3 protein-coding genes are annotated in these 21568 nt (G+C 67.7%); all 3 read left to right on the top strand.

Annotated features, from left to right (window positions below; translation table 11 throughout):
- Window positions 1–2 precede the first annotated feature (2 nt).
- The 3 genes from AC56LH_RS07995 (at window position 3) to AC56LH_RS07985 (ending at window position 21554) form a co-directional block, all read left to right on the top strand.
- Complete coding sequence (locus tag AC56LH_RS07995) at window positions 3–1697, top strand: ShlB/FhaC/HecB family hemolysin secretion/activation protein (RefSeq protein WP_499645450.1); 1695 nt, start codon at window positions 3–5, stop codon at window positions 1695–1697.
- 249 nt (window positions 1698–1946) lie between these two features.
- A complete protein-coding gene (locus tag AC56LH_RS07990) occupies window positions 1947–2696 on the top strand; it encodes a SapC family protein (RefSeq protein WP_499645449.1) in 750 nt (249 codons plus the stop codon).
- A 108-nt stretch (window positions 2697–2804) separates the two neighbouring features.
- Window positions 2805–21554, top strand: coding sequence for a leukotoxin LktA family filamentous adhesin (locus AC56LH_RS07985; RefSeq protein ID WP_499645448.1), 18750 nt, complete (start codon window positions 2805–2807; stop codon window positions 21552–21554).
- The last annotated feature ends 14 nt before the right edge of the window (window positions 21555–21568 follow it).

Genomic DNA, 21568 nt, shown 5'->3' with positions numbered 1-21568 from the left:
GCATGAAATCCGTTTCCAAGGGACGCATGATGTTGAAACCCCTCGTCGCTGCGCTCGCAATGGCGTCGCTGCAGGTCCACGCACAAACGCAGCAGGGCGTGCCCAATTCGGGCGCGATCCTGCAGCAGGTACAACCGGCCCCGGCGCCAGCGGCGTCCACGAAAGCGCCGACGCTGCAGGTCACACCTGTCGTACAGGGCGGCTTGCCGGCATCGGCGCCGTTCCGGGTCGACGCCATCCGTATTGTCGGCAATACCGCATTTCCTACCGCAACCCTGCATGCGCTGGTGTCTTCGGCTGAAGGCACCAGCATGACCTTGCCGCAGCTGGAAGCACTGGCGGCGCGCATCACTGCGTATTACCAGCGCAACGGGTTCCCGCTGAGCCGGGCGGCGATCCCGGCGCAGACCATGTCCGGCGCCAGCGTGACCATCCAGGTCCTGGAAGCGCGCTATGGTGCAGTGAGCGTGAACAATAGCAGCAAGGTAGCCAATCCACTGCTGGACGCGACCACGGCGGCATTACAGGCCGGGCAGGACATCGGCGGACAGGGTCTCGACCGAACCCTGCTGCTGCTCTCGGACATCCCGGGCGTGGGCGTGAATGCGATCCTCAAGCCGGGGACCGCGATCGGCACCTCCGACCTCGAGATCGTCACCAGCCACAATCCCGCCGCATTGGCCAATCTGGCCCTCGACAACGCGGGCAACCGCTACATTGGCCGGGCGCGCCTGAGTGGCTCGGTTAACCTGTTCAATCCGCTGCATCGGGGCGACATCCTGAATGCGACGGTGGTCAGCACGGGCGAGCGCCTGAAATACGGACGGATCAGCTACGACACCCTGGTCAACGGCGCAGGCACCCGCGTCGGCCTGGCGTATTCGGCCGTGCGTTACAAGCTGGGCGACCAGGTGCGTGCACTGGACGCCAACGGCACGGCGGACGTCGGCAGCGCCTGGGTGAGGCATCCGCTGATCCGCGCGCGGCAGGCCAACCTGTACCTCGAGCTGCAGTACGACGGCAAGCAGTTGCGCGACCGGGTGGACCTGACCGGCACGCGTACCGACCGCGACCTGACGAACTGGGTGCTGAGCCTGAACGGCGACCTGCGCGACGACCTCCTGGGCGGCGGTGCAAACCGATGGAGCCTGTCGTGGACCGCCGGTGACGTCAACTTTCAGGACGCCACGGCGCGCGCGGCCGATGCAGGTTCTGCCCGCAGCGACGGTGGTTATGCAAAGTGGAATGCCAACTTCTCCCGGGTCCAGGCCCTGACGCCGCGCACGATGCTCTACCTTAATCTGGCCGGCCAGTGGAGCGACGCCAACCTGGACTCGGCCGAGAAGCTGAGCATCGGTGGTCCGTACACGATGCGGGCCTATGACGTGGGCGCGTTGTCGGCCGATACCGGGTACTTCGCCACGGCCGAACTACGGCGCGACCTTGGCCTGTTCGGCGCCGGTCGCTGGGAGGCAAGCGCTTTCATCGAAAGCACCCGCGCCAGGATCAATCGTGATCCCTGGAGCCGCAGCGAGAACCGCGCCACGCTCTCGGGCTTTGGCGTCGGCCTGACCTGGGAAGGTCGAGACCAGTGGCGCGCCAGTCTGTCGCTTGCCAAACCGATCGGTGGCGCATCGCCGCTGCTCGCGCCGCAATCCTCGGTGCGCACCTGGTTTGTCGCCAGCAAGGCCTATTGAAAGAGCAACACCATCCCATGCGCAGCCTCGTATCGCCGTTTGAAAAACCGGCGATATCTGACTGAGGCACACGCGCAATCCGACGCCTTGATGCCCGTCGTTGACATCGCAGCACAGCGTGCGCCGGCCTTCTTCACATAACGAACGTCATATGTTGTTCAGTAACAGCATTTTTTTAACCGCTGTTGCCTGTCCTGTATTCACAGCTTGACTGACCATTTATAATTGCCATATTGCAAAGGGCCTTCCATGACGTCGATGATCTTTTATGAAACACCTGTCGCACTGAACCGCTCGCGGCACCGCGATCTCAGGCTGATGCCGGCAACTGGTGATTTTTCCTTCGCCCGGAACATCAACTCTCTGCTGATCGCGGCCACCGAACTGTTGGACGCGGCCTTGCACTATCCGGTGGTCTTCGTCGGCAAGCCCGGTGGTCCCTATACGCTGGCCGCGATGGTCGGTCTGAACGATCAAAATAATCTCTTTCTGGACGCCGACGGTGCCTGGGAAGCCGATGCCTATATTCCTGCCTTTGCCCGCCGTTACCCATTCGTGCTGGCCGAAGCCGGGGACGGAGACGATCTGACGGTGTGCGTCGATGAAGCCTTCACCGGCTGGAGCGAGACCGAGGGCGAGGCATTGTTCGATGCCGACGGCAAGGAAAGCCCGATGCTGCAGGGCGCGGTCGAGTTCCTGCGCCAGTTCCACATCGAGATGCAGAGCACCCACCAGTTCGCGCAGCGCCTGGCCCAGCACGACCTTTTGGTGCCGAAAACGGTCGAGATCACGCGCGATGGCAAAAAGCAGATTATCGACGGCATCTACGTCGTCGATGCAATCAGGCTGCACGCGCTGGACGACGGCGCACTGGCAGGCGTGGTGCGCAATGGCGACATGGGCCTGATCGACGCTCACCTGCTGTCGCTGAAGCACGTCGCCCGCCTGGCTGCACGGCTGGACCGCCGCGCCGCCCCTGCCATTCCCGCATCGCTCTGAACGGTTCTGCAACAACGCGCGCGCCATCCGGCGCGTGCACCCAACCCAACACCCGACGACCGGAGCGCCACCCGTGCGCTCCCGGATGACGCTACTCCCAGGATACCCATGTCGACCTCGCCAAAGCCAAGCTCCCCAACGACCGCAAGCCCATGGCGTTTCAAGCGTCCGCGCCCGTCGGCATTGCTCATGGCGTTGCTTGCAGTGTTCGGCGGCTCGGCCGGGATCAGCTTCGCCCAGAACGTCATCGTGCCGAAAGGGACCACCGCGACCCAGCTGATCGTGAATGGCAACGTCACCAGCATCACCACCGGCACCCTGCACGGCAGCACGGCGCTCAACGCCTTCAGCCGCTTCGAAGTGGATCGCAACAACACGGTGAACCTGGTGGTGCCATCCAAAGCATCGGTCCTGCTGAACATGGTCACTGATGCACCGGTAACGATCAATGGCGTGGTCAACAGCCTGAAGGATGGCCGGATCGGCGGCAACGTGGTGTTCGCCGATCCTTTTGGCATGATCGTCGGCGCCAGCGGCGTCCTCAACGTCGGCAGCCTGCTGGTGACGACGCCAACGCGCACGTTCATCGATGGCGTCATCGGCAGCGATGGCAGCATCAACGCCTTGTCCGTCAGCGCGCTGCTGGGCGGCACGGCGCCGGATTCGGGCCTGGGCACCATTCGTATCGACGGCCAGGTCAACGCGCGCGACGTCATTCGCCTGCAGGGCGGCGACGTCAGCGTCAATGGCGCGCTGCGCGCCGGCGCCGATGTCGCCCACCAGGCGGCGTTCCTTGGCGCCGTCAATGCGGACAGCGTCGCTGGTGGCGCCGCGCTGGTGGAAAACAACGGCGCCATCGAAATCGTCGCTAGTGGCGACGTGGCGATCGGCGGGCGCCTGGCGGTCGACGGCGCGGCGGGTTCGCCGGCTGGTGCGATCGACGTGCGGGCCGGCCACGACCTGACCGTGGCCCCCGGCGCCAGCGTCAGCGCACGCGGGCAGGGCGCCCGGTCCGATGGCGGCACCGTGTACCTGATGGCTGCACACGATGCGCTGCTGGGCAAGGCTGCCCGCCTCGACGCCAGTGCCGGCAGCAGCGGCGATGGCGGCTTCATCGAGTTCAGTGCCGCCAACAAGGTCACCATCGATGGCGGCGTGATGACTGCCGGCGCGGCCAACGGCCAGGCCGGCACCGTGCTGATCGACCCGGCCACGATCACCTGGTATGGCAGCGGGCAAGATCAACTGGGCACCGACGGCACCGCGATTGCGCTCAGCGCCACCGAGTCGATCACCCTCGACGACGTCGTATTCTCCAGCCGCAAGGTCGACACCGCAACGCCGGTCACACGCGCCAATATCGAGACCCTGGCCTCCACCGGCGCTTCCGGCAACATCACGCTGAGTGCGCCGTCGATCACGCTCTCCGGCGGGACCAGGCTACTTGCTTTCGACGACAGCGCCACCGCCGGCGCGGGCGGCATCGTCCGCCTGGAAGCAACCTCGAACAAGACCCAGCCGACCCTCGGTACGGCCACGGCGACCAGCAGCATCCTGCTCCGAAACGCGACGATCAAGGGCAACGACGTGCAGCTGGTGGCCAAAAACACCGTCGACAGCCGCTTCATCACGGATGGCGATGCGCCGGTCGACCAGGCCGCCGGCCTGGCGGTGACCGCCATCCAGAACGTGCTGCATATCGGCGCCGAGCTGTTCGGGGCCAACCTGGTGTTCTCGGACGTGGTGGCTAAGGCGACCGTCACCGTGGGCACGGGCAGCGTCATCGAGGCGCGCCGCACCGCTGCGCTGACCGCTGAAAACGAGACCAAGGCCGGTATTGCTCACAAGTATGATCCGGATGGCGTGCCGGGCGTGGCGCCGTTCGGCATTGGCGCGTCCTGGGTCAGCAACGAATCGGTCGCGACGGTGGTGGTCGAGACGGGCGCGCGCATCACCGCTGCCGACCTGACCATCCGCGCCCACAACGATGCCAGCCTGACCGCCCAGGTCAAGGCGCCAGAAGTCAACGATGCCGGCCAGGATGCGGTGGCGATCGCCCTCAATGCCACCCATGCCGACGTGAACGCCATCGCGCGCGTCGACAAGGGCGCGACGCTCCAGGTGTCGGGCGCGGTGCAGGTGGCCGCGGCCAACATCGGCAACTTCGTCAATGAGACCGAAACCGAAACCGGGGCCGAAGGCAAGGGCGCGGCTTCGGTGGCGTATGCCAGTCACAGTTCGTCCACCAACGCCGCGCTGAACGCCAATGTGGGTGACGCCACCAGTGTGGCGATCCTGTCGGTCAATGAGGTGCAGCAGGACGTGGTGAAGGCGTCGGCCTCGGTGGGCGCGAGCGCCGCCGGCGACCTCGGCGACCAGGCCGCCGCCCAGACCCTGGGGCGTGGCGAACAGGCGGTTTATGAGTTCCTCGGCCTGGGCAGCCTGAAACTCAAGGATGACCTGGCGCCGCCCGGCGCGAATGCGTTCCGCATCGGTGGGGCGATCGCCATCGCCAACAACAGCCATACCGCCACGGCCACGATCGGCGCCGGCGCCAACGTGCATGCGAGCGAATCGGCGCTGGTGGCGGCGCGCGTGCTGGCCAGCGACATCCAGATCGGCGCCGTGTCTTCAGCGGTGTCGCAGGCAGCCAACCAGGCCAAGGTCGGTACCGCCCGCGATGCCTACTCGGCCGGCCTGGCCGTGGCCAACATTACCCACGATGCCGTGGCCAGTGTCGGCGCCGACGCTGTCGTGACGGCGCCGCGGATCGCGGTCAGCGCCGACACCATCGTCCCCGTGCGCAACAGCCTGCTCTTTGGCAGCAGCGACGCCATCAATCCGTTCACGCGCTGGGACGGGCTGGGCACGATTACTGCGGCGCTTGGCAGCATCACCAATATCGGCGACGTGTTCAACGCCGCCTCGTCGGCCAAGGCCGGTGGCGACGGCACTGCCGATTCCAAGGGGATCTACGGCTCGGTCAGCGTACTGACCATGAACGACCACGCGCGCGCCGAAATCGGCAGCGGCGCGCGGTTGCGCGTAACGGGTCATGCCGGCGTCACCGCGGCGGCGCCGTGGGACACCACGCTGGTCCTGAAGCCGGCCACACCGAACGACAGCCTGCTGGGCTTGACTGGCGCCGCAGAGGCGGTCAGCCAGACCTTCAGCTACGACGCGCCGGTCACGGTCAGCGCCAACTACGATGCGACCTACCTGTTCCTGGCCGGGCAGGCGCCTGGTTCGGGCAGCGCCACCGGCCTGGGCGCGTCGATCGGCCAGTCAACGATCAACAACGTCACGCAGGCGATCGTGCGCGAAGGCGCCGTCATCGAAGGTGTCGACGAGCATGCCGACAGCGCCGCCGCCGGCAAGCGCACCTGGACCATCGGCGCCGTGCGCGCCGCCGATGCCGTGGCCGTGCGCGCCACCAGCACGCCGCGCGTGATTTCGCTGGCCACCGCCGGCGGCATCGGCGCTACCTTCGGCATCAACGGCACCCTCACGCACACCGAATTGAACAGCGATGTACGCGCCCTGATCGACGACGAAGCGATCGTGCGTGCGCGCAGCCTGGTCCTGAGCGCGACCGAAACCCCGGTGCTGTGGTCGATCGCCGGCAGCCTGAACCATGCGTCCAGCGCCAGCGTCGGCGTGGGCATCGCCATCAACAAGGTAACGACCACAGCGCGCGCCGAAATCGCCGACAACGATACCCTGTCGACCGACGGCGCGCCACGCACCAGCGTGCTGACGCGTAGCGGAACCACCCCGACCCTCACGGTGAGCGACCTGGCGGTCGAGGCCCGCTCCGGCGGCACGGTCGGCGCGGCCTCGGTGGCCGGCAGCCTGGCCATGAACAGCGACAACAAGGACCCCGGTGTCCTGGACAAGCTCAAGGCCAAGTATGCCGATGCGATCACGGGTGTGAGCGGCATCATCGATACCGTCACGCTCAAGGGCAAGCCGGACGCGCCGGCAGCGTCGGCGGCGCCGGCGCCGGCCAAGAAGGAGCCGACCTTTACCTTTGCCGGAGCCGGCAGCGCGTCGGCCAACCAGACAGAGATGCGTACCGTGGCCCGGATCGACGGGGCCGTCATCGATCAGGGCGCCGCCACCGGCGCCCATGCGCTGGTGGTACGCGCCGTGGGCGACGCCGACATCACCGCCGCCAGTGGCAGCGCCGCACTGGCGCTCGGCAGGTCGATCAGCAGCAAGTCGAGCACCGCCATCGCCGGCGGCGTGTCCGTCAACCAGCTCGGCAATGGCACCTCGGCCGACATCGTCGACACCACCGTCACCCATGCCGGCGACGTGACGGTGCAGGCGCTCACCGGTGGCGAGCAACTGGCCGTCGCCATTGCTGCAGCCGTGAATGTCAGCGGACCGAAGACCGACACCTCGAATCAGCTGGTTGGCTCGATCTCGGTGACCCAGACCATCAGCGACGACCATGGCGACACTGAGAACTTCGCGCGTGCCCACGTGAAGAACAGCAGCATCACCGCCGATGCCGCCAGCGGCGCCGGCGGCGCAAGGCCGGCGCTCGACGTCACCGCCTACAACCGCAGCTTCATCGGCACCGGCGGCGGATCGCTCGCGCTCAAGATCAGCCCCAACAAGAGCGAAACCGGCGTGGCCGCCGGCGTCGCCTTCAGCTTCGCCCAGATCAACACCGACGTGGTTGCGGGCATCGACCATGCGAAGGTCAAGGCCTTCGAGACCATCGACGTGCATGCCTGGAACGCCACCGAGATCGCAGCCGGCGCTGCCTTTGTCGGCGCATCGCAAGCCCCAGAGGCAAATTCGTTCGCCGGTTCGACGGTGGTATCGATCATCGGTAACAACACGAGCGCCAGCATTGGCGGCGACGCCACCGTCGAAGCGGTCGGCAAGGTCTCGGTGCAAGCAGCGGACAGCGGCGCCAACGCCGCGCTCGAAACGCTGATCGACCCCGACGGCAAGCGCAACAGCACCGCCCCGGCCCTTGATTACTGCGGCAGCGTGGCCACCGGCCTGACGCCGTCGGGCAGCTGCATTACCTCGGTGGCCGGCACGATCCAGGTCAGCGCCGGCAGCAATTACGGGCTCTCGCTCGGCTACAACGCCATTTCCAACCGTACCAGCGCCAGCATCGGCCAGGCCGATGTCAAGGCCACCGGCGCCAACGGCACGATCGACGTGCTGGCCAGCGCCGACACCAGTGTGCTGTCGGTGGCGGCCGGTGTCGCACTGTCCCAGAAGTTCGCAGGCGCCGGGTCGGCCTCGCTCAACTTCATCAACAACAGCGTCAGCGCCACGGTGGGCGACGCGAACGCCACCAGCCAGAACGCCGTGCTGAACGCCGCGACCATCCGCGTCAAGGCCAGCGACAGCTCGGCCGTGCGCAGCCTGGGCGGCCAGATCGCGGTCGGCAAGGACAATGCGGTTGGCCTGGCACTCACTGTCAATGACAGCAATGGCAAGGTCGCCGCCGATGTCGTCAACGCCAGACTGACTGCCGCCTCCGGGCTCAGCGTGGAGGCCGGCAACACTGCCCGCATCGATTCCATCGCCGTCTCCGGCGCCGTCGGCACCTCCGGCAATGCCGCCGGCGGCTCGCTGGCCTTCAATTTCATCGACAACAGCACCGATGCGTCGCTGCGGGGCAGCAGCGTCGGCGCCGGCACCGCCACCGGCGGCAATGCCGTCAGCGTCATTGCGGCTGACAGCTCGGCGATTCGCTCGCTGAGCGGCGCCGCCGCGTTCTCTTCCAAGGCGGCCGGCGGCGTGGCCCTGTCGTACAACAGCATCGACAACGCCAGCCGGGCCCGCATCAACGGCAGCCAGCTCACCGGCGTCGACACGCTCGCACTGAACGCCAGTCTCGACTCGGACATCGAAAGCGCCGCCATCGCCCTGGGTGTTGGCACGAGCGCGTTCGGCCTGGCCGGTTCGATCACGCTCAACGAGATCGGCATGAAGGACAACGTCGCCAGTGCCGAATTGCAGGACGCGAGCGTGACGACCGCCGCCGACCCCGCCCACGGCAGCATCGACGTGAGCGCGACCGACAGTTCGTCCATCGCATCGCTGGCCGGTGCGGTCGGGGTTGGCAAGGATGCCGGCTTCGGCGCAGGCGTGGCTGACAACGCCATCGCCACCACCGTCACCGCGCGTGTGGACGACAGCAGCATCCATGCTGCGCGCCGGCTCGACATCGCAGGCAGCAGCACGGCGCAGATCGAGTCGGTGGCCGTGGCGGGCGCCGGCGGCAGTGTCGGTGGCGCCGGTTCCAGCTCGACCAATCGCATCGCCAACAAGGCCTATGCGGATCTGCTCGATGCGCAAGTGGATGGCAGTAGGGCCGATGTCAGGGTCACGGCCGCAGACAAGGCCAGCATCGATTCGCTGGCGGGCGCCGGCGCAGTCGGTGGCACCGCCGCGGCCGGGCTGTCACTGGCGGTCAACCTGGTTGGCGGCGCCGGCCATACCCAGACCGCGCAGGCGCGCGTGTCCGGGACCAGAGCCGGCAGCGCGGGCCTGGACGTGAACAATCTGCTGGTCAAGGCCGATTCGGCCAGCACCATCCGCACCATCGCCGCGGCCGGCGCGGGCGGCGCGACGGGCGGGGTCGGCGGTTCGGTGGTCACCAACATCGTCGCCAAGGATGTCAGCGCCTTCATCGATGCCGGCGCCAGGGTCAAGGCGGCGAACAATATCGGCGTGCTGGCCGGCGCCGATGACAAGGCGTCGGTGATCTCTGGCGCCCTGGGCATTGGCGGCAGTGCCGGCATCGGCGCTTCCAGCGCCTTCAACCAGATCGACGGCAGCGTGCGTGCCTATGTCGATGGCGCCAGCACCATGCTGGACGCGGGCGCCCGCGACGCCAACGATACCATCAGCGTCAACAGCGGCACGCTGGCGCACCCGGTCGACGTCTCCGGCATCCAGGCGCCGGCGGCCATCGCGGCCGATCTGTCGGAAACGCAACTGGCCGTGCGCGGCCTGGCCGTCAGCGCGTCCTCGCACCAGAGCGTCAACAACAACGCGGTCTCGCTGGGCGTCGGCACCGTGGGCGTGGCCGTGGTCCCGGTGATCAACCTGCTGGGCGGCGAGACGCATGCCTTCATCCACGGCGCCAGGGTCAATACCTTGACAGGCCCTGCGGCTGGCGCCGACGTCAATGTGCTGGCATCCAGCCACGGCTTTGCCGGCAATTTCGCGCTGGGCGCGGCCGGCGGAAAGGGCGCCGCCACCGGCGCGGCCTCGAGCAGCCGCAGTGACCGCAACACCAGCGCGTATGTTACCGACGCCACGATCGGCACTGCCGCCACGCGCACCGAGACGGCGCCGATCGAAACCGTCACGACCGTCACGGGCGGCGCGGTGGGCAGCCAGGGGCCCGAAGAAGGCGGGGCGCCACAAGTGAGCACGACCACGATCACGCGCCGCACCCTGACCCTGGCGCCAAGCGTCGGCGCCGTCAAGGTGCAGGCGCGCGCCTCGCAGGCGACTGCCGACATCGTCTCCGGCCTCGCCGGCGGCCTGGTCGCCGGTACGGCCACCGGCGCCGTCACCATTTTCGGTGGCGCCACCGCGGCCTATCTCGAAGGTGGCAAGGTCACCGCGGACAGCCTGGCGGTCGACGCCAGAAGCAGCAGCGCCTACAACATGCTGGCCATTTCAGCGGCAGCCGGCGTGGTCGGGATGGGCGGCGCGGTCGGCGTCGGCGTGGCCGATGCCACGACCGATGCCCACGTCGGCAACAAGAATGCGGCGACGCGCAGCACCACGCTGCAACTGGGCGGCGCACTGTCGGTCACGGCGCTGACAGACAACGATTTCAATGCCACCGTGGCCAGCGGTACGCTGGCAGGCGCCGCCGGCGTGGCCGGCACCGCCGCCGTCACGGTCGTCCAGAACAGCACCAGCGCCGGCATCTACAATGTGGCCACGAGTGCCGTGGCCCCGGCGGCGCCGGCCGCCACCAGCGTCACCGATGCGAGCGGCAACGTGGTCGTGACCAGCGACCGTACCGGCAGCGGCCTGCTGCCAGTCGCGCTCGGTGCGGTGACGGTCGATGCGCGCGAAAATATCCGCATCAAGCCCATCGCCGGCGCGGTCGCCGTGGCCGCCGGCGCCGGCGTGGGCGCGGCCGCCAACGTAGTGGTGGTCAAGAGCAGCGTCACCGGCGAAATTCTCAACAGCGCCGTCGACAGTGCCGCCAACGTCAGCGTGAAGGCCAACAGCGACAAGCGTATCGACATGACGGGCCTGAGCGGCGGCGCCGGCCAGACCCTCGGCATCGGCGGCGCGCTCGGCGTGCTGGTGGTCGGCAGCGGCGCCACCGGCGCTGCAGGCGCCGAACTCGACAAGGACAACAGCGGCACCCTGAGCCAGGTGAATGCGCTGAGCACGGCGCCAGCGGGCGGCCAGGCGGCCAATACCCAGCCGGGCCAGCGCGCGGCGCCGGGCTTCGACGTCAAGGCGGCCGTGAACGGCCTCGCGCCGGATGCGGTAACAGCCCGCATCGTTGGCGGCAGCGTCAACGGCAAGGCCGTGACGGTGGCGGCGCAAGCCAGTACCTCGACCGGCAACCTGACCGGCGCAGCCGGTGCATCGGCCGTGCTGGGCGCGGGCGGCGCGGTCGGCGTATCGCGCGTTTATAGCAACGTCGCCGCGTCGATCGAGGCGGCAAGCGTGCGCTCTGGCAGCATCGACGTGCATGCGCTCGCACTGGACGGCAGCAGCGGCGAATCGTCGTCGGTGACCGCCTACGCGGGTGGCCTGGGCCTGGTGGGCCTGGGCGCCGCAGTGTCGGACGCGTTAATCCAGAACACGGTGACGGCCCATGCCGACGGTGTGTTCACGGGCACCGCCAGCGGCGACATGCGCGTGGCGGCCGCCGACAATTCTACCGTTGCGACCGATGGTGTCGGCGCCGCGCTCGGCGCCGCTGCGGTCGGCATCGTGGTCAGCCACGCCGACAAGCGCAGCAGCGTCGACGCCACCCTCGGCAACAGCAGCAGCGTGGCCGGCTTCAACCTGCTGGCCGTGCAAGCCACGTCCAGCGCGCCGGCCAGCGGCAACACCGTCGAGGCCACGTCCACCGGCGCTGCCGGCGGCCTGCTGGCGGCGGGTGCGGGGGCCGAATCGGTGGCCACCAACCATACCCGCGTCAATGCCGCCATCGGCAACAACGTGCGCCTGCCGGATGGCAATGTCAGCATCGTCGCCACCAACGACAGTCGCCAGGAGGCAGCCGCGACCGGCGTCGCCGGCGCCGGTCTGGTGGCTGCCAGCGGCGCTGTCGCACGCGCCAGTTCGGGCAGCAAGGGCGACCACATGACGACCACGGCCACCCTTGGCGAGAATGCCGTCACCAGCGCCACCCGCGCCGGCTACCTGCAGGTGAACGCCTCGGGTGTCGATGCCAACACGGCAATGGCAGTAGCTGCCGCTGGTGGCGTGATCGCGGGCAATGCCTCGGTCGCCATCACGGGCGGCTATGCCGACGTGAACGCAGCCATCGGCAGCGGCGCCAGTGTGCACGCCGGCGCGATTACTGTCAGCGCCGACCACATCGACTCGCATTATGATCGTGCCAATTCGCTCAATGCCTCACTGCTCGGCGGCAGTGGCGCCAGTGCCAGCCACATGGCCGACGTGACCGTGGGCGCGACGGTCGGCAACGACAGCAAGCTCGATGCCATGAGCAATGTGCAGGTCCTGGCCGACAACCTGTTCGACAACGGCACCGGCAGCCGCGGCGACAGCGCCAGCGGCGCCGGCGGCGGCGTTTTGAATGCGGCTGCGGCCAGCAGCAACACCGTCATCACTGCCCATACCAATGTCAGCCTGGGCGACCGCGTGGCTATCAACAGCGGCCCGAGCGCCACTGGATCGAACTACAGCCTGCTGCTGCGCGCGGCCAACAACATGAGCGTGTCGGACCGGGTTGTGCTCGGTACCGGCGGCGCGATCGCCGGCGCCGCAGTGGCATCCCACACCACGGCCAACCTGAACAGCGACGTCGCTACCGGCCTGGCCAACCAGCTCAACAGTCTGGCAGGCATCGGCATCGGTTCCTACGTCAACGCGGCTGCGGGCAACGCGGCCTATGTCGAAACCCACGGCCTGGCCGCAGTCGGCAGCGCCGATGCCGGCACCGCCATCACTGCCAACCAGAACGTGCGCATCGGCGGCGGCAACACCCGCATCCGTGCCTTTGGCAACCTCGACATCACCGCAGGCAAGGACCCGAGCGGCGACTTCAACACCGTCCTGACAGGCAATGCCAATGCCCAGGGGTACGTGCAGGGCCTGGTGGCGGTGCCGCTGGCCGATGCCGCGACCACGCTGACCAGCAACGCCACCCTCGACATCGCCAGCGGCGCCACCGTCGAGAGTGCGCAGAACGCCGTCGTGGGCGCCTGGCAGGGCGCTTCGAATGCGCTTGCCAACGGCACGGGTCACGGCTACGAACTTGGTTTCATCCCCGTCACCACAGGCAATAGTTCGAGCAGCACGCCGTCCAGTGCGAACGTCACCATCAACGGCGATGTCAACGCGGGCATCTTCCACGACCTGCGCATTACCATCGAAAATTGTCAGGACAGCGGCATCTACTGCAGCCGGTATACGCAATCGGCCAACAGCGCGCCGACCTCGGTTGCCTTCGTGCCGCAGTTCGACGCGGCAGCCTATGTGCGGGCCCATTTCACCGATCCGGCCACGCAAGGTCTGATGCTGACGGGCGTCGCCACCCAGCCGGTCGGCGCCATCAACATCGGCGCGCTCTACGCCGCCGGCGGCACCGTGACCGTGAATGCCGCTACGTTGCAGGGCAAGGGTGCGCTGTCGTCATATGGCGCACCCACCATCCAGGTCATCAACAACAGCCCCGACTACCTGGTGCTCGATTCGGTCCAGATTCCGAATACCCCGGGCGGCGAAGTCCTGTTCTCCGGCACCGCCGGCCGCAGTACCGCGCTCGCCAACCAAATGCGCCTGACCGAGAGCGGCGCCGGCCAGGTGCCGACGATCTCGGTCCAGAACAACTACACCGGCCACGTCGGCGGCGTCGGCTACGGCCCGGCCATGATGCTGGGTGGCGCCATCACCAACCTGGGCGGCAGGATCGACCTGGTCAACAAGACCGGTTCGGTCGGCCAGAACGCCCAGGTGCTGGGCCAGCAGGTGAACATCGACGCCCCGAACGCGGTCTTCGTTGCCCAGTTCGCGGACAGCCACGGTCCGTACTATGCGGGCAGCAATCCCTACGCAGAATGGCAAAAGGCCATGATCTGGCCAGGCAACAATCCGGCGCTGGCACTGCCATCGGCCGACCTGGCGATCTCGTATTTTGCGAGCTCGATCCAGAACGCAGCCGCGTTCGGCACCAATACCGAAGTCTTCAACCGCAGCTTCGTGCACCGTGCGGGCGACGCCGCAGGCAGCAACTACAGCCTGATTTTCTACGGTTCCGGCTTCCGTCACCAGGACACCCAGGGGGTTGCCAACAGCCTCAGTCCAATCGGACAATCGCTCGCCATTTCGAACCAGGGCGATTCCTATATTCCGATGGTGCCCATGCAGTCGCTGACGAAGGAAGTGGCCAGCTACAGCGGCGCCGACCTGTCGGGCAGCGCGGCCAGTTCGATTATCTTCGGGAGCAAGGTCGCCATCGTGGCGAAGTACATCGACGTCAATGGCAAGATCACCGCTGGCCAGCCGACCGACTGGTCGGTGAGCCTGCCGGCATCGCTGGCGGGCATGTTCGCCGATGTCACTGCCGCCTACCGGGCCGGCAGGGGCGCAGCCACCCACAAGATCGATCCCAAGTTGCTGGGCCTGGTGTCCATCGGCGATTCGCCGATCGGCGCCACCTTCGACGTCGTGACCCAGCAGATCATTCTGGACAACGTCAGCGCTTCGTCGGGTGGCGGTTCGGTGCTTCTCAATGGGCAGATCCTCAGCACCAATCCGCTTGGTAACATCCATGTCAACGGCGGCTTCGGCAAGGTCAATATCGACAACCAGACGGGCTACACCCTGAAGCTGCAGGATGTCGGTGCGGGCAGCGGCGCGCTGCTGGCCGGTACGGTCGGCAAGGTCGAGATCATCGACCAATCGCCAACGGCGCCCAAGCATGTGCTGTACACCTACACCCCGGGCGCGGGCGTCCAGACCTACCAGGGTTCGGTGAGCCAGACCGCCGACCAGCTGGTTGCGGTCGGCGGCAGCAGCGGCCAGAGCGCAGCGAACTATCAGCCGACCGAGAACGCGCGCTGGGAGTGGACCAATACCGCGACACTCAGCCGCGACATCACCTACGCCAACGGCGGGTGGACCGTCATCGCCAGCAACTGGAAATTCGATGGTAACCCCAACGAGCCATGGACCCACTCGAGCGGCAGCGTCGTCATGGGCAGCGCGGGTGCACCGGTGTTCAAGGAAACCATCAGCGGCAGCGACACGCGCACCACCTCGCACTGGTTCGGCTACGGCGGCTGCGACTCGGCCAACTACCAAGGCGAGTGCAACTACGGCTTCCTGCAAACCAATGCCTCGACCAACCCCTACCGCGGCTGGTGGGAATACCGTTACGTCACCGGCGCCAAGCTGACCTTGACCAGCTCGGTCAAGGCCGACAACCCGATCAAGATCGATTTCTCCGGCAATACCAGCGGCAGCGTCTCGATCAAGTCGAACGGGGCGGTGCAGCTGGCAGGGCAGGTCATCAACCCGACCGGCACCACCACCATCGATGCCGGCACGGCGCTCACCCAGTCGGCCAAGAGCAGCCTGGCAACCAGAGACCTGACCCTGAACGCCGGCCAGGGCATCGGCACCAGTCAGCAGGCCATCAGCGCCACGCTGGCCGACAACGGGGTGCTCAATGCCAGCGCCGGCGCTGCCGGCATCTACCTCGACCTTGCCAATGGTGCGACCATCGGCACCGTGACGGCCGGTGCGACCGGCAACCGCGGCGACGTGCGCATCACCGCAGGCGATGCACTGCTGGCCGGGAACACCGGCGCGGCCAACGTCAGCGGCAACAACATCACCCTGTCCAGCAGCCGCGGCTCGGTCGGCAACGACAGCGCGCCGATGGTCATCAGCGCGGTCGGCAACCCGGGCATCAACGGCGCGCTCGGTGGCGTCGTCAATATCGCGGCCCACGGCGACATCAAGCTGCGTCAGGTCGGCGGCGACCTGCTGGTGGCGCAGATCGCTTCGACCGGCAACGGCGACGTCGATATCGCCGTTACCAATGGCACGATCTACGATGCGCGCGGCCAGACCGCGGCCAATACCCTGAGCAATGCCCAGGTCAAGCAGGTGTGGGACGCGCTCAAGCTCACCGCAGACCGCGGCGCCGAGACCGGCACCCGTGCTGATGCCTCGGTGGTGGCGTTCGAAGCCCAGGTAGCGCGCGACTACCAGAAATTCTGGGACCTGCGCCAGCGCGGCAGCCTCGACGCCGGTGGCGCGCTGGTGCTCGACCCCGCCAATATCGAGCTGTTGCGGACGTTGGCTACGGCGGCTTTGAAAAAAGATGCTACGAATGCCGAGGTCGTGGACTATGCCAATGCTCAGTACCAGGGCGCGCGCCAGGCACTGGGCAACGCGCTGGCCCTCAACCCGGGCTATGGCGCGGGCTGGGAAAGCCTGACCGATTTCACCCGCTACAACCGGCAATTCACGTTTGCCGCGTCGAGCGGCCAGATCGCCCAGCTGACCAAGAACGCGGTCTGGAACGAAGCCCAGCTTTCGTATTCGATCAGCCGCTCGGCGCTCGAACCGACGCCGTCGCAGCAGGTCGGCGGCGCCACGCCGAACATCATCGGGCACGCCATCAGCATCGATACCAGCGCCGCGATCGGCAAACTGGCGCCAGTGGTCAACATCTCGCTGGCAGAACTGACCAGCGGTGCACTGAGCACCACCCAGAAGGCGGCGCTCGGCCTGGCCAAGGCGCCCGGCGACATCAAGGTCACCGGTGTCGACGACCAGGGCCGCACCGTGGTCTACGACTTCGGCAAGGAACCGGCCGGCATCAAGCTCACCGGTTTCCAGCTGGCGCAGACCTCACCATTGTTCATCGACGCCACCGGCGCCATCAAGGTCAACGCCAAGGGCGGCGCTGTCTACCTCCAGGGCAGCGGTGTCAACCGCGACCTGCAGATCGACCGGGTGAGCGCGACCACGGACGTGGCCCTGACTGCACCGCAAAGCATCGTGGCCGCCACCGGTGCCGGCGGCGGTCCCCTGTCGCCAGTGCAGATCATCGCTGGCGGCGACGTGCGCCTGACCGGCGGCAATGGCAATCTGGGCACGGCCGTCAATCCACTGAATTACCAGGCCGGCGGGATGCTGCAGTTGGCAACAGCCGGTCAATCGATCTTCCTCAGGACGCCGGTCGATGACATGCTTGTGGGCAGCATCGCAGCTGGCAACCTTGTCCGGCTGTACGCGCCGCTGGGCAGCATCCTCGCCACCAACCAGAATGCGGGCCTGACCATTCGTGGCCATGACATCGTGCTGAATGCGGCCAGGGATCTGGGCATGGCGGCCAATCCGCTGCGCATCAGCACCGGCGACATGATGGCGTCGGGCGTGTTCGGCGGCAGCGCCGGCGGCGACATCCATGTATACGGTCCGAACTTCTCCGACCGCCTGACCATCGGTGCGCTCTCTGCCGGTGGCAAGATCGAACTCGGCGCGGCCGGCGCACTGACTGCCAACAGCTTGACGGCCGGGGGCGCGATCGCCATCCGCGCCGGCGACACCACGGTGGGCGCCGCCAGCGGCAGCGACATCCTGTTTGCTGCCGGCGGCGACCTGACCCTGGGTCACGTGGTGTCGCGCGACGGCATCAGGACCAGTTCCGATGGCGTCACACGCGTCGAGGACGAACTCGAGGCCGGGAACGGGGTGGAGATCAGCGCGGCCGCACTCGACATGGCGGCTGGCAGCAGCATCAACGCCGGCACCACGCTTGGCATCAGCACGACTGCGGGCAACGCCGTGCTGGCACGCGTCAGCGGCGCCACGGTCGACATCAAGGCGGTTGGCCGGATCCTGGCGGCGCAGGCCGGCATCAATGTGCTGGCAACTGGCATACCCGGCCAGGGCGGTGCGCTCACGCTGCGCAGCCTTGGCGCTGCCGGTGGCATCGGTGAAGCTGGCGGCATGCTCGGCATCCGCGCTGCCGGCTTGGCCGTACGCACTGCCAGCGGCGACCTGCATCTGGATTTGTGGGGCAATACGCGCGCTTCGCTGGTCGAGGCGGTGCAGGGCAGGGTGGACATCAATGCCCGTGCGGCGCTGGACGCCCGGCAGATCAGCGGCGCCGCCGTCGCGCTGACAGCCGCCGGCGACCTGGCCGTCGGTACGCTGGCAGCGGCCGGCAACGCCAGCATTCACGGCGCCGCTGCCGTCGACATCGAGACGCTGTCGACGACAAACGACGCCGATGTGCGCGGGACCGATATTGTTCTGGCCTCGGCCACGGCAGCTGGTGACCTCGATATTGATGCCAGCGGACGCTTGCGTGCCACTGCCTTGCAGGCAGGCGGCGACCTGCGGGCCGCTGCTGCTGGCATGGCGCAGGTGGACAACGCACAAGCCGGCGCCGGTCTCCGTCTGCGCGCTGCCGACATCGCTTTCGGACGCATCAAGGCCGGCGGCGACGCCAGCCTTGCCACGACGGCAGGTGCATTGCGCGGCGACAGCCTGGCAACGGGCACGCTGGCGGCAGATGCGCAGGGACAGCTCACCGTGCGCCGCATCGACGTGGACGGCGCCAGCACCCTGCATGCCGGCACGACCCTCGGCATCGCCACCCTGGTCTCGGGCGGCGATGCGACCGTGACCACCGGCAGCGACGCGACGATCGGTACTGCCAGCGTCGGCACGGTCACGCGCCAGTCGACACTGGATGTTCGCAGCGGCGGCGCCCTGGTGCTCGACGATGCAAGCGCCAGCCGCGACCTGGCCGCGCGCGCCGCGTCCGCCCGACTGGGCACGCTCCAGGCCGGGCGCGACATGCGCCTTGCAACCACCGGCGGCAAGCTGGACTCAATGAGCCTCGATGCCGGCACCCTCGCGGCAACGGTCATGGGCGACGCCAGCCTGGCCCGCGCTACCGTGCGTGGCATGGCCACTATGGCCGCAGCCGGCGCGCTGGATGTGGGACAGTGGAATTCCGGCGGCACGACCAGTTTCAACGCTGGTACCACGGCCGCCCTGCAACAGGTCAATGTCGGCGCGCAGGCGCAACCGGCCGATCTGGCGATTACCAGCCGCGGCGCGCAAGCACTGGGCGCCATCACCGCCAGCGGCGACATCGCGCTGCGCGGCGCCGCGCTGACGCTCGACACGGCGCAGGCAGGACGCGACATGCAAGTCATCGTCGATGGCTATGCGAAGATACAGACGGCAAGTACACCGGGCCGCTTCGATCTCGACACCGGGACGGCCAATGTCGCCTCCCTGGCGGCGGGCGGGGCTGCCAGTCTCGCCAGCGGCGGCGATCTGGCCGTCGACACGCTCGACGCCGGCAGGCTGGTTGCCAGCGTCGGTGGCGACGCGGCCTTTACACAGGCCACGGTGCGTGGCACGACAGCGGTCACCACCAAGGGTGCGCTGGCCATGGACCGGTTCACTTCCAGCGGCAATACCGGACTTGACGCGGGCACCACCGCCACGTTGCAGCAAGTCGCCGTTGGTACGCAGACGCAACGGGCCGATCTGGCCGTGCGCAGCAGTGGCGCGCAAGCGCTGGGCGCCATCACTGCCAGCGGCGATATCGCGCTGCGCGGCGCCGCGCTGACGCTGAACACGGCGCAGGCGGGACGCGATATGCAGGTCGTCGTCGACGGCCATGCGGGAATGACGGCGGCGCGTGTGCTGGGACAATTCAGCCTTGACGCCGGCGCGGCCGACATCGGCACGCTGGCAGTCAATGGCGATGCCGGAATTGCCATCGGAGCCGGCAAGCTGGCCATCGCGACACTCGATGCCAACTCCCTGGCGGCGACGGTGCAGGGCGACGCAGTCCTGACACGGGCCACCGTGCGCGGGGCGACGACGGTGAATGCCAGGGGCGTACTGGACATCGGACAGCTGACGTCCGGCGGCAGCGCCAACCTGATCGCCGGCACCACGGCGACCGTAGAGCAAGTCGATGCCGGCAGCTCTGCGCAGCCGGCCGACCTGGCACTGACCAGCGGTGGCGCGCAGACGCTGGGTACGGTCACCGCCAGCGGCGACATCGCGCTGCGTGGGGCGACGCTCCTGCTTGGCAGCGCCGACGCCGGTCGCGACATGCTGGTCGTCACGGGTGGCCAGAGCAAGTTGGGCACAGCCACGGCCGGGCGCCAGTTTGCGCTGCGGGCCGATAGTGCCCGCTTCGGCACCATCGCGGCCGGCGCTGACGCCACGCTGGGCATCGACGGCGCTATGCTGGATGGCGACATCCTGCGTGCCGCCGGTGCGACGCTCACGGTACAGGGCGATGCCCGCATCGGCGAGCTGACATCGGCCGGTACGACGCGTGTGCGCACGGGTGGGACACTCGCCATTGCGACGCTGGTGTCGGGCAGCGACACCGGTCTCGATGCCGGCGGCAACGCCACGCTGGGCACCGTTACGGTCGACGGCGCTGGCAATGGCGCCGACCTGACCGTGCATGCGGGCGGCGTGCTGTCTGCCATGGCCATCGACAGCAGCGGCGACGTGCGTCTGCAGGGCGCGGCCATGGCCCTGGGCGAAGTCGCGGCGCAAGCCGATCTGCAACTGCAGGCCGATGCACTCGACATCCGCTACAACCGCCTGGCTGCCGGAGGCGACCTGACAGCGACGGTGGCGCGTGTCTTCCAGGGCCACAGCGGCAGCACGCTGGCGGCAAAAGGCAATCTGCAGGTCAAGGCCGGCAGCGTCGTCTTCGACCAGGCCAGCGCCGGCCGCAATGTGAGCATCGATCCGGTGGGTAACGTCAGCGGGAACACGCTGCTGGCGGGCGGCGACGCCCTGATTCGTTCAAGTGGCAACATCGACATCGTCAACCTGCGCGCAGTGGGTGCTGCCGATCTGACAGCTGATACGGGCATACGCATCGGTTCGCTGCATGCCGCATCGGTCAGCGCGAGCACACCGGGGACACTGACGATGGACCTGGTGGTCGACAACGGCAAGCTTGCCATCGGCGCCGGCTCGGTCGCGATGAAGGTCAGGAGCAATGCCGCTTCGCCGCTTGAATTCGACCTCACCGGCTACCGCGGCGGCGTCGCCGACCGCGTCACGCTGGACATCGACGCGCCCAACGGCACCCGTTTCCCACGCTTCATGGCGCAAAATGCCATCCTGAACACGACGGCCGATGCGAACAGCTTTGCCAGTGCCTATATCGTCGGGACGATGTGGTTCACCAACCCGTCGGGCCGGATGTACATGAACAACACCAGTCCGGCAACCGTGCCCGGCTCGCTGCTGCAGCTGGTCCAGCCTTCGTTCAGTTTCACGCTGGCGCAAAACGGCGTGTACTACGCGACCGATGCGTATGCGACGCAGTACGCGCCACAATATCGCCTCATTGCGCCGAACCACCAGGACAGCCGTGTCTCCAGCGCGATCCTGTACTACGGCGCCAGCGCCGTGCGGGGAATCGATGGCAGCCAGGCCCACCTGCGCGACGCGCCGGCACAGGACGCCCAGTCCGCCTTCAAGCGTTTCAACGAACAAGCGCGACCGCAATTCGACGGCGAGAATGCCGACACGCCGGTCGTCAACTGGGGCGACGAACTGACGGCCGTGCAAACCGGCGACATCCAACTTGCGGCGACCAGCCGCGCAACACCACCATGATGCAACAGACACCA

It is taken from the genome of Telluria sp. LT1R51-2 (assembly GCF_059685775.1).
Note: the sequence above shows the minus strand (reverse complement) of the source record. Positions and strands in the feature narration are given on the sequence as shown.

Coding starts and splice junctions, on each gene's coding strand:
- AC56LH_RS07995 (WP_499645450.1), top strand. CDS start 3: ATGAAATCCGTTTCCAAGGGACGCATGATGTTGAAACCCCTCGTCGCT.
- AC56LH_RS07990 (WP_499645449.1), top strand. CDS start 1,947: ATGACGTCGATGATCTTTTATGAAACACCTGTCGCACTGAACCGCTCG.
- AC56LH_RS07985 (WP_499645448.1), top strand. CDS start 2,805: ATGTCGACCTCGCCAAAGCCAAGCTCCCCAACGACCGCAAGCCCATGG.